This window comes from Gordonia sp. (in: high G+C Gram-positive bacteria), assembly GCF_020438995.1.
Classification (GTDB): Bacteria; Actinomycetota; Actinomycetes; order Mycobacteriales; family Mycobacteriaceae; genus Gordonia.
This window is the reverse complement of record NZ_JAGQTN010000147.1, coordinates 24,790-35,810: the sequence shown is the minus strand read 5'-3', so window position 1 is coordinate 35,810 and position 11,021 is coordinate 24,790. Positions and strand designations below refer to the sequence as shown.

The window sequence follows — 11,021 nt, the reverse complement described above, 5'->3', positions numbered from 1 at the left end:
TTTCGCTTCAACGTCTGATCTGACCACCTCGAAGTCCCGGTCTTGTTCGTCGTGCAGGTTCGTCGGATTGTCGTAGGCACCTGGTATCCCTGAGCTGGCAGGTCGCATCAATGACAGCCGTCCGATGCGTCGGGACATGAAGGGGTGGGCGATGGCTGAACTGGCGCGGTCAGGTGACTCCGGCGATCTGTTCGATCAGGTGTCGGCGCTGATCGAACAGACGCGTGCGGCCGTCGCCACGCAGGCGAACGCGGCGCTGACGCTCATGAACTGGCAGATCGGGCACCTCATTGAGACGGAGGTCCTGGCGGAGCGGCGTGCCGACTACGATCAGGAGATTGTCGCTACGCTGTCACGACAATTGACTAAGCGGTACGGGCGAGGGTTTGACCGCCCCAACCTGTACCGGATGATCAAGTTCGCACAGGTGTTCCCCGACCCTGAGATTGTGGTCTCACTGGGACAACAATTGAGCTGGACCCACTTCAGGGCACTTTTGCCCGTGTACTCGGCCGAGGCGAGAGCCTTCTACATCCAGCAGACGCTCGACGCCCGCCTCAGTGTTCGCGCGCTACGTGAGCTCATCGGGCGCCAAGGATACGAGCGTCGCGAGATCGCAAACGCGCAGACCCCGGGCGGATCAGCGGTGCCGATGGACTCCTTCAGTGATCCGTACTTCCTCGACTTCCTCGGGTTGAAGGACACCTTCGCCGAACGTGACCTCGAAGAGGCGCTGATCCGTGAGATGGAGGTGTTCCTTCTCGAAGTCGGCAACGGCTGGGCGTTCGTTGCACGCCAGAAGCGGATGACCGTCGACAACGACGACTTCTTCCTCGATCTGCTGTTCTACTCACGTCCGCTGCATCGGCTGATCGCCGTCGAACTGAAGATCGGCAAGTTCCGTCCCGCGTACAAGGGGCAGATGGATCTCTACCTCAAGTGGCTCAACCGCTACGAACGCCGCAACGACGAAGATGCACCGCTGGGTCTGATCCTGTGCACCGAGACATCCCGTGAGCAGATCGAGCTGCTGGAAATGCACAAGGACGGCATTGTCGTGGCCGAATACTGGACGGTCCTGCCACCCAAAGAAGAACTGCAGCAACGGATTACCGAGATCTACCGGGCAGCGAAAGAACGGGTTGCGCGGCACGCACTCGACCAGGTCCGTGGCGACGAGGACGACGAATGAGTAAGCCACCCACACTCGCCGACCATCTTGCGGCCCGCGTCGAGAACAAGCGCATCGTGGTGTCGCGCGACCCCGACGGCGTCCTCCTCGACGCCAAGGTGGAATCGGAACTCCTGGACTCGACCGGCCAGACCGAACCCATCAACGTCTGAGAAGTATGGCTCCCTGCCTCCGCAGCTCAGTGCACGATCTGACGATGACAGGCATCGATCCGCCTCGTCCAGCCGCGTGCATCGAGATGTTCCAACAGCGGGATCGCCACCCGCCGAGACGTGTCCAGCGCCTGGCGGGCCTGCGAGGTGGTGAACGGCTGAGGCAATCGCGCGAGTTCACGCATCGCCAGCGCCGGGGTTCGAGGAAGGACCATGACGCCGTCACCGAGGCACAGTAGTCGGCCTGCACGTTGAGCGGCGGCGAGTTCCTTTGTGCCCAGATGCAATTCGGCGAGCTCCTCCGCAGTCGGTGCGACGAACGGCGACTCCGCCAAGCGCCGTTCCACCTCGGAGACCGCCGATTCGGCAGGGCCTAGGTCACCACGATGATCGGGAAGGAACAGCCGGCCGCCCTCGGCCCGCACTCCCGCGCCTGAGATCACCGCCGGCAGCAGCGCCACGTCGGGAAGGGCCAGCAGATCCCGGGCCGCCCCGTCGCTCAGCCCGGCCGAGAGCGGGTCGCGCCCGTGCAATGCCACCACGGCCCCGCGCAGGCGGGCCTGCCAGTCGTCGAGTTGCTGCTGCGACACCCACCAGCGGCCGACCTCCTCGACTCCGTCGGGCAGTGCGTCGACGGCGAATCCCGACTCCGCCAACCGGTTGCGCTCGACGGCGCCGCGGCGCGCCACTTCCTCACCCACAGCCGAGTCATTGTCGCGAAAGGCCAGATCCTCGCCGCGCCGCACGCCGTCCCCGCGGCGGCGCAGCGGCGGCGGATCCAGGTCGAGCACCCGGGCGCCGCCGACGATCCGGCCCGCTCCGGGATCGCGCAGCACCAGTTGGTCGCCGACATGCAACGGGAGCGGTGAGGCAAGCGTCAGACGATGGTGGTCGTCGTCGAACGATCGTGACCGCGCCGGAACGGCGGCCGACCCGGCATGCACGGTGAGCCATTCGGGAACGGAACCGCCGCCGGACGTCCTGCGCACATCGATCAGTGGCACACGCACGACGGTCCCCGGTGTCACCAGCGCGTCCCCGCGGTGCACGTCGTCGGCGCTCACACCCCGGACATTCACGGCGACACGGCTGACGGGTCCGGCCACGTCGCAGTCGCGTCCGTGGGTCTGCAGGCCGCGCACCGTGACCTCGCGGGTCCGGGTTCCGCCGAGCAGTTCCAGCCGGTCGCCCGCCGTCAGCGTTCCCGCCGGCAGAGTTCCGGTGAGGACTGTGCCCGCACCGGTGATGGTGAAGGCCCGATCCACCCAGAGCCGGACCGGCCCGTCGGCACGCGGCGTCGGGAGAGCACCCAGGACCGCGTCGAGGGTCGTCGCGAACTCGACAATCCCGGTACCCGCGACAGCCGACACCACGACCACCGGTGCCTCGGCCAGCCCCGTATCCGACAGTTCACGTCGGGTCTGCGCGATCACCTCCGCGACCCGTTCCGGAGCCGCCCGGTCGGCGCGACTGATCACGACCAACCCGTGCGAGATCCCCAGTGCGGCAATCGCATCCCGGTGATCGGACGACTGTGCCATCCAGCCTTCGTCGGCTGCGATCACGAAGCAGACGACAGGCGAGGGGCCGAGTCCGGCGAGCATGTTGCCCACGAACCGTTCGTGCCCGGGCACATCGACAAAGCCGACCTCGCGTCCGGACGGCAGCGTGGTCCAGACGAAACCGAGATCGATCGTCAGACCGCGGCGACGCTCGGCCTCCCATCGATCCGGTTCCATCCCGGTCAGTGTTTTCACCAGCGTCGACTTCCCGTGATCGACGTGACCGGCGGTGGCGACGACGTACACGGGTCAGAGCCCGCGCAGCGCGGTCCGCACGGCCTGGAGGAGGTGGTGATCGTCCGCCTCCGGCACGCACCGCAGATCAATCAGGGTGGCACCGTCGTGCACCCGCGGCAGCACTGCGGGTGAGCCGAGTCGCAGCGGCCGGGCCGCCGCTTCGGGCAATCGCACCGCACACGCGTGCAGCGGAACACCCGGTGCTCCGCCGCCACCGACCCGGCCGTCGTGATCGACCACCGTTCCGCCGACGGCCGCTGCGAGCGCCTCGGTGCGTTCGCGCAGCCGCGCCGGGTCCGCATGCAGATAGTCGGTGACCGGCGGCCGTGGGCCGGACAGCGTCGCCTCCAGTGCTGCCAATGCCAGTTTGTCCATCCGGACCGCACGCGCCAGCGGATGGCGAGCCATCGACAGCACCGTCTGCGCGCGGCCGAGCACGATGCCGGCCTGCGGGCCGCCGAGCAGTTTGTCGCCGCTGGCGGTGATCACGTCGGCGCCGTCGGCCAGCGTGGTGGCGGCGTCCGGTTCGTCGGGCAGCACCGGGTCGGGTGCGAGCAGTCCGCTGCCGAGATCGACGACGAGGGGAACGCCATGTTCTGCGCTCAGTGCGGACAGCTCGCGGACCGAGACGCCTGAGGTGAAGCCGGTGACGCGGAAGTTGCTGGGGTGCACCTTGAGTATGCAACCGGTGTCCGGGCCGATCGCCGCGGCATAGTCGTGCAGGTGCGTGCGGTTGGTGGTCCCCACCTCGCGCAACCGCGCCCCGGTCGAGGCGATCAGATCCGGCAGGCGGAATCCCGCGCCGATCTCGATCAGCTCGCCGCGCGATATCACCACCTCGCGGCCGGCCGCCAGTGTCGTGGTCGCCAGCACGAGCGCCGCGGCGCCGTTGTTGACGGCGAGTGCTTCTTCGGCCGCCGGGCAGGCCGCCAGCAGCGCGGCCCGCGTGCCTCGCCCACGTTTGCTGCGCGTGCCGGTGTCCAGATCCAGTTCGACGTCCACGTAGCCGGCCGCCAGGATCAGCGCCTCCACCGCAACCGGCGAGAGCGGTGCACGCCCCAGGTTGGTGTGCACGACGACTCCGGTTGCGTTGAGAACCGGGGTCTGGGTGGAGGTCGTTGCCGCCGCCAGTTCGGCGACGACGACGGCCTCGACCTCCTCCGGTGAGATCTCCCCGGCTCGCGCACGTTCCTGCGCCGAGCGGATCACCGACATGATCACGTGGCCGGCCACCCGCGAGCGTGCGCCGGCCACCTCGGGCAAGGCGAGCAGTGTATCGGTGCGGGGAATGTGGCGCCGTGAATCCTGTTGCTGCACAGCGTCATCCACCGCAGAACTCCTCCTGTGACCGGAAAGCTGGCGGAGACGGACGGGAATCGAACCCGCCAGACCGAGATACTCGGCCTCACTGGTTTTGAAGACCAGGGGACCCACCAGGAATCCAGACGCCTCCGCCGCTCACAATAGCCGCCTATCCTCTGGAGGGTGACTGAGATGCCCAGCGAACTCCGACGCCTCACCTCCTACGCTCACGGCGGAGGCTGTGCGTGCAAGATTCCCGCCGGGGAGCTGGAGGATGCGATCCGAGACCTCATCGGACCCGCGGCCCCCGATGTTCTGGTCGGACTGGACGACGGCGATGACGCCGCCGCGGTCCGGGTCGCCGACGGCCTCGCGGTGCTCTCGACCGCCGACTTCTTCACCCCGGTCGTCGACTCGCCCTACGACTGGGGCCGGATCGCCGCCGCCAACGCGCTGTCGGATGTGTACGCGATGGGCGGCCGGCCGGTCGTCGCAATCAATCTGGTCGGCTGGCCGCGCGGAGTCCTGCCGATGGAGATGATGACCGAGGTGCTCCGCGGCGGTCTCGATGTCGGGGCGGAGGCCGGCTGTCCGGTGATCGGCGGACACACCATCGACGACCCGGAGCCGAAATACGGCATGGCGGTGACCGGCATCGCCGACCCCGACAGGTTGCTGCGCAACGATGCGGCGCAGGCCGGGCTGCCCCTCACCCTGACCAAGCCGATCGGTGTCGGACTGCTCAACAATCGGCACAAGAGCACCGGTGAGAACTTCCCGCAGGCAATCGCCTCGATGACCGCACTCAACCGGGATGCCTCCGCCGCCGCGCTCGGCGCCGGGGCCCGCGCCGCCACCGACGTGACCGGTTTCGGTCTTCTGGGACACCTGTACAAGATGTGCCGGGCCTCCGGTGTCAGCGCGGTGATCGATGCCGCCGCCGTCCCGGTGCTCGACGGCGCACGGGAGGCGCTGCGCGACGGGTTCGTCTCCGGCGGCACGCGCCGCAACCTCGACTGGGTACGCCCGCACCTGGTGACCGGCACCGGGATCACCGAGGACCACCTGCTCCTCCTGGCCGATGCCCAGACCTCGGGCGGTCTGCTCGTCGCCGGCGAGGTTCCCGGCTACCCGATCATCGGCCACCTGACTGCCGCCGAGCCTTCCGCGCCGGGGGAGCCGGCGATCCTCACAATCCGATGATCGAGTCGTCGGTGATCCCGGCCGCACGCCGGGCTTCGAGTCGCCGGCGCTGCGGCTCCATCGTGTAGCGCGGGTCCTTCGCCGACTCAAGCCCGGCCTCGAAGACCCCGAAGCGGGTGCAGGCCGAGGCCGCCATCAGGGTGATACCGGACGCTGCGGCGAGGAGCCGTCGTGCCCGGCCGCTCCGCCCACCGAACAGCGTCGCACCCAGACCCCCGGCGACGGCGAGCCGCTCGGCCCAGCGCATCAGGTTGCCCGGTGTGCCATGGTGCAGGGGTTCGGCGGCCACCGGATCCATCCGCTTCTCCATCAGACGGGTGGCGACGACGTCGCCGATCACCCCCAGCACCGCCAGGTTGCGGGCCGGGCCCACCTCGTTCGCCGGTGTGGTGACCAGCGCCAGGCCGCCCGCGGCCAGGCTTGCCGAACTGACGAAGACGAAAGGCAGATCGCGGTGCGCGGCATGCCAGGTCGGCATGGCGGTGTCCCCGAGCAGTACCGCCGTGTACGCGGCCAGCGGCGCGCCCATCAGACCTGCGCCGAGCCCGGACACCGGTTCCACGGCCCGCAGCACCGGCCGCAACGGACCGAGCGGCAGCCGGTCGCCGGTCATCCGGTCCACCTCGCCGACGGCGGCGACGCCGACGAGTCCGCTGTACCCCGTCAGAATCCAGGAGCCGACACTCATCGGCGAGGTGACCTTGAAGGTGCGCATCATGTGCAGGAAGCGTTCGGGGCGGCCGAGGTCCGCCACCAGCGCAAGGGCGCCGAGCGACGCGGCACCCAGCCCTGCGAGACGGGTGTTGCGGCGCAACGTCTCCCGGCCGGTGAGCTGAGCGCCGGCCCCCAGCACCGCGGATCCGCCGGCCACACCGCCGAGGAACAGATACAGGCCGATCGGCCACTCCCACGGCGGCGCCTTCACCACCGGACGGCCGTAGTAGCCGTGCTCGTCGAGTTCGGCCACCTCCACCGTCGGCACCATCAGATCGGCGGCCCGGCCGGATCCCTTGCGGCCGTTGTCCTTGCGGCCGTTGTCCTTCCGGCCGCCTCGACGCTCCGGCCGAGGCGGCCGGAACTGGTCGTACTCGGAGCTGGTCATCGACGCCGGTCCTTCCACGAACCCAGGAACGAGACGGCCGCCGCTGCGGCCATTCCGGCCACCGCGAGCCCGGCACGCTTGTACATGGCCGGCAGATCTGCTGTCGGCACCCGCGGGTCCGGCGGAAGTCCGTACACCTCCGGCTCATCGAGCAGCAGGAACACCGAACCGGTGCCGCCCACGCCGTCGTTCTCGTTGGCGCCGTACAGCCGCGCTTCGGTCATGCCGGCCGTGTGCAGCTGCGCCACCCGGTCGTGCGCCTTGGCGACCATCTCCGCCCGATCGCCGAACGAGATCGACGTCGTCGGACAGGTCTTGGCGCAGGCCGGGGTCTCGCTCGCCCGCAGCCGGTCGTAGCAGAGCGTGCACTTCTGCGCGATGCCCCTCTTGGGCACAGCGGGCTGCTCACCTTTGCGCTCTCCGTCGCGAGTGGTCGGTGCGACGGTACCGTCGCTGCGCCGCTCGACCACGCCGAACGGACAGCCCGCCACGCAGGTTCCGCAGCCGTTGCAGATGTCCGACTGCACCACCACGGTCCCGAACTCGGTGCGCATCATCGCACCGGTCGGACACACGTCCAGGCACCCGGCGTGCGTGCAGTGTTTGCACACGTCCGACGACATCAGCCAGCGGAACTCGGGAGTGTCCGGGGGTGTCGGTGCCGCGGTGGGTTCGGCGGCAGCGGGCTCGGCATCGACGCTCGTGCGCAGCTGCGGCATCCCCAGCCCGACGAGCCGCGCGCCCGATTCACGCGCGGTCTCGATCCGCTCGGCATTCTGCTCGATGAAGGCGACGTGACGCCAGGTGCTGGCGCCCAGGGCCACCGAATTGTCGTACGACATCCCGGTGAATTCCAGGTCGCCGTGGCGCGGATTGCGATTCCACTCCTTGCACGCCACCTCGCAGGCTTTGCAGCCGATACAGATCGAGGTGTCGGTGAAGAAGCCGCGCCGCTCTTCGATGATCGGCCAGGCGGCGTCGGCGCTCGGGTCCGTGGGGCCGGTCAACTGTCCCATTGCCGGTCTCCTTCCTGCACCCGGGGTCCCTCGGCATCGTCGGTCGCGGTCACTCGCTCATTGTCCGTCTCCATGGTGACACCCGCGCGCCGCTGGTATTCGCGAACCAGATCGAGTGCGGCTGCACCCCGCGGACGCCGGCCGGCGATCATCGCGCACGACCCGACCTTGGACTCCTGGATGAACACGTTGGGGTCCATCGTGACACCGATCAGGTCGTTCGCCGCGTCACCGGTGACGACGGCGTCGCCGCCCTGCCCCCAGTGATATGGCAGACCGATCTGGTGGACCGCACGCCCGTTGATGTCGAGCGGCCGCAGCCGGTCGGTGACCAGCACACGCGCCTCGATCGCCGCGCGGGGCGAGATGATCGTCGCCCAGCCCTCGTTGACCACCCCGACCTCTGCGGCCAGGGCCGGTGAGATCTCACAGAACATTTCCGGCTGCAGTTCCGCGAGATACGGCGACCATCGACTCATCCCGCCGGCCGTGTGGTGCTCGGTGAGCCGATAGGTCGTGAAGACGTACGGGTACACCTCCACGCCCGGATCACCGGCGCTGGGCGCGTCCAGATTGTCCGCGCGCGGCATCATCACGCGGGCCGGCGCCTGCTGCTGCGGGTACAGCGCATTGCGTACCGGCGACTCCTGCGCCTCGTAGTGCGTGGGCAGCGGCCCGTCGACCAGCCCGCTCGGCGCGAAGAGCCAGCCCTTGCCGTCGGACTGCATGATGAACGGGTCGTCGCCACCGATCGCGTCGGCGCCGACCGCACCGGGCTCCGGCTGATGGCCGGGCGGGGTCGTCGCCGGGAAGTCGGGAATGTCGTCGCCGGTCCAGCGACCGGCCGCTTCGTCCCACCAGAGGTACTTCTTGCGTTCACTCCACGGACGGCCCTGCCGATCGGCGGAGGCACGGTTGTAGAGGATCCGGCGATCGGCCGGCCACACCCATCCCCACTCCGACTGGGTCACGCTCGGCCCGCCCCGCGGTTCCCGGCGGGCCGCCTTGTTGACGCCGCCGGCGGCGACGCCGGCGTAGATCCAGCAGCCGGCCAAGGTCGAGCCGTCGGCCTTGAGCTGGGTGTACGAGTCCAGCGGGGCGCCCGCGTCGGGTCCCGTCGCATACCGCCCGTTGATCTCGGCGAGCACCGCTTCGGGATCGACGTCACCGTGGTCGTTCAGTGGATAGTCCCAGGTCATATCCAAGATCGGCCGATCACGCGGATCGTCCGAATCAGCCAGCCGCGCCCGGATCCGGGCGCCGAGATCGTGGTAGAAGTCCAGTTCGCTCTGCGCCTCTCCGGGCGGCGACAACGCCTGGTGCCGCCACTGGACCATGCGTTGGGTCTGTGTGAAGCTGCCCGCCTTCTCCACGTGCGTCGCGGCCGGTAGGAAGAACACCTCGGTGCCGATCTCCTCGGTCTTGAGTTCGCCCGACGCGATCTCCGGTCCGTCCTTCCACCAGGTCGCGCTCTCGATCATGTTGAGGTCGCGCACCACGAGCCACTTGAGCTTGGCCATCGCCAGGCGCTGCTGGCGGGCGTTCGCCGAACCGACGGCCGGGTTCTGGCCGATGATGAAATAGCCGTCGACCTTGCCCTCCAGCATGTTCACGACGGTCTGGTAGGTCCCGGCCGGGCCGTTGAGGCGGGGCAGGTAGTCATAGGCCCAGTCGTTCTCCGCAGTCGCCGCATCACCCCACCACGCCTTGAGCAGGCTGACGGTGTAGGCGTCGGCGTATGCCCAGTAGCCCTTGCCGGTGGCCGGGGTGACCGCCCGCACGTAATCGGCGAAGGTGTCGTGCTTGCCCACCGACGGCATCGGCAGATATCCCGGCAGCAGATTGAACAGGGTCGGGATGTCGGTCGACCCCTGGATGCTGGCGTGACCGCGCAGCGCCATGATGCCGCTGCCCGGGCGTCCGACATTGCCCAGCAGAAGTTGCAGGATACCGGCGGTACGGATCACCTGCGCACCCATCGTGTGCTGGGTCCAGCCGGTCGCGTACCCGAAACAGCCGGTGCGTTCGGGGCCGGAATTGTCGGTCAGCGACCGCGCCAGGTAGTCGAAGTCGGCCGCCGAGACGCCACACATCTGCTCGACCATGTCCGGCGTGTAGCGGGCGAAGTGCCGCTTGAGGATCTGGAACACCGACTGCGGATCGGTGAGCGTCTCGTCCCGGCCACCCGTGTACTGCCAGCTGGCTGTGTCATACGTTCCGGTCTCCGGGTCGAAGCCGGAGAACAGCCCGCCGAGGTCTTCGGGGTCGGCGAAATCGGCGTCGATCAGAGCCGCCGCGTTGGTGTACGCGACGACGTAATCGTGGAAGTGCTTGTCGTGGGTCAGCACGTAGTTGATCAACCCACCGAGCAGCACGATGTCCGAACCCACCCGCATCGGGATGTGTTTGTCGACCACCGCCGAGGTACGGGTGAAACGCGGATCGACGTGAATCACGCGTGCACCGCGGGCCTTCGCTTCAGCGACCCACTGGAATCCGACGGGGTGCGCCTCCGCCATGTTGCCGCCCATGAGCACAATGCAGTCGGCATTGGCCATGTCCTGCAGGGACTGGGTGGCACCACCGCGGCCGAACGAGGCTCCCAGACCGGGAACCGTGGCGGAGTGTCATATGCGCGCCTGATTCTCGATCTGGATGGCCCCGGCCGCGGTGAAGAGCTTCTTGATCAGATAGTTCTCTTCGTTGTCCAGCGTGGCGCCGCCCAGCGAGGCGATCCCGAGGGTGTGCCGCAGCGGCCTGCCGTGCTCATCGGTGTCGCGCCAGTGCTCGCGGCGCGCCTGGATGAACCGATCCGCGATCATGTCGATCGCGCTGTCGCGGTCGAGGTCCTGCCAGTCGGTGGCATACGGTGCGCGGTAGCGAACCTTGGTCTGCCGCAAGGGACTGTTGACCAACTGCTCGCTCGATGCGCCCTTCGGACACAGCCGGCCCCGCGAGATCGGCGAATCCTCGTCACCCTCGATGGCGATGACGCGCTCGTCCTTGACGTACACCTTCTGGCCGCATCCGACAGCGCAGAAGGGACAGACGCTCTGGACGACACGATCGGCCGAGACCAACCGGGACTCGAGGGCTTTGGTAAGTGGCGACTCGACGGCAGGACCGCGCCCGAGTTTGTCACCGGAGCGCAGTTGCCGGATGACCGGCCATTCGAGGGGGCTGAACCTCGCCATGCGTCCAGAGTATCCAGCGCGGAACCCTGATCTGCCAGAACGGCGTTTCGACGTCGGATGA

The 11,021-nt window shown here is 68.4% G+C and carries 8 protein-coding genes and 1 tRNA gene; 3 read left to right on the top strand and 6 right to left on the bottom strand.

Translation table 11 applies throughout. From position 1 onward, the window contains the following. Window positions 1–151 precede the first annotated feature (151 nt). Window positions 152–1,192: a PDDEXK nuclease domain-containing protein gene (locus tag KDB67_RS11245; protein WP_291015760.1), complete on the top strand. Its 1,041-nt coding sequence runs from the start codon at window positions 152–154 to the stop codon at window positions 1,190–1,192. Then, window positions 1,189–1,344 carry a hypothetical protein gene (locus tag KDB67_RS11240; RefSeq protein ID WP_291015759.1) on the top strand — a complete coding sequence of 52 codons (156 nt, stop codon included), beginning with the start codon at window positions 1,189–1,191 and terminating at the stop codon, window positions 1,342–1,344. The genes KDB67_RS11245 and KDB67_RS11240 overlap by 4 nt, the downstream gene beginning before the upstream one ends. A gap of 26 nt (window positions 1,345–1,370) precedes the next feature. Here KDB67_RS11240 and selB read toward each other — a convergent pair whose 3' ends face one another. The 3 genes from selB to KDB67_RS11225 all read right to left on the bottom strand — a co-directional run bounded on the left by selB (window position 1,371) and on the right by KDB67_RS11225 (window position 4,596). Beyond that, window positions 1,371–3,152, bottom strand: coding sequence for a selenocysteine-specific translation elongation factor (gene selB, locus KDB67_RS11235; RefSeq protein WP_291015757.1), 1,782 nt, complete (start codon window positions 3,150–3,152; stop codon window positions 1,371–1,373). Between the two features lie 3 nt (window positions 3,153–3,155). Further along, on the bottom strand, window positions 3,156–4,460 hold the full coding sequence (gene selA / locus KDB67_RS11230; protein WP_291015765.1) for an L-seryl-tRNA(Sec) selenium transferase: 1,305 nt from the start codon (window positions 4,458–4,460) through the stop codon (window positions 3,156–3,158). A gap of 40 nt (window positions 4,461–4,500) precedes the next feature. Further along, a tRNA-Sec gene (locus tag KDB67_RS11225) sits at window positions 4,501–4,596 on the bottom strand. A gap of 41 nt (window positions 4,597–4,637) precedes the next feature. Between KDB67_RS11225 and selD the strand changes: the two genes are divergently transcribed. Continuing rightward, window positions 4,638–5,648 carry a selenide, water dikinase SelD gene (gene selD / locus KDB67_RS11220; protein WP_291015763.1) on the top strand — a complete coding sequence of 337 codons (1,011 nt, stop codon included), beginning with the start codon at window positions 4,638–4,640 and terminating at the stop codon, window positions 5,646–5,648. Here the strand turns inward: selD and nrfD are convergent. Genes nrfD through fdnG form a run of 3 tightly spaced genes read right to left on the bottom strand, consistent with a single transcriptional unit; the run spans window position 5,635 to window position 10,960 of the window. Further along, a complete protein-coding gene (gene nrfD / locus KDB67_RS11215) occupies window positions 5,635–6,750 on the bottom strand; it encodes an NrfD/PsrC family molybdoenzyme membrane anchor subunit (protein ID WP_291015756.1) in 1,116 nt (371 codons plus the stop codon). The genes selD and nrfD overlap by 14 nt on opposite strands. Beyond that, entirely contained in the window at window positions 6,747–7,766 is a 1,020-nt protein-coding gene (locus KDB67_RS11210) for a 4Fe-4S dicluster domain-containing protein (RefSeq protein WP_291015755.1), read from the bottom strand. The genes nrfD and KDB67_RS11210 overlap by 4 nt, the downstream gene beginning before the upstream one ends. Beyond that, window positions 7,754–10,960 carry a formate dehydrogenase-N subunit alpha gene (fdnG, locus tag KDB67_RS11205; RefSeq protein ID WP_291015753.1) on the bottom strand — a complete coding sequence of 1,069 codons (3,207 nt, stop codon included), beginning with the start codon at window positions 10,958–10,960 and terminating at the stop codon, window positions 7,754–7,756. Before fdnG ends, KDB67_RS11210 begins: the two co-directional genes overlap by 13 nt. Between the last annotated feature and the right edge of the window lie 61 nt (window positions 10,961–11,021).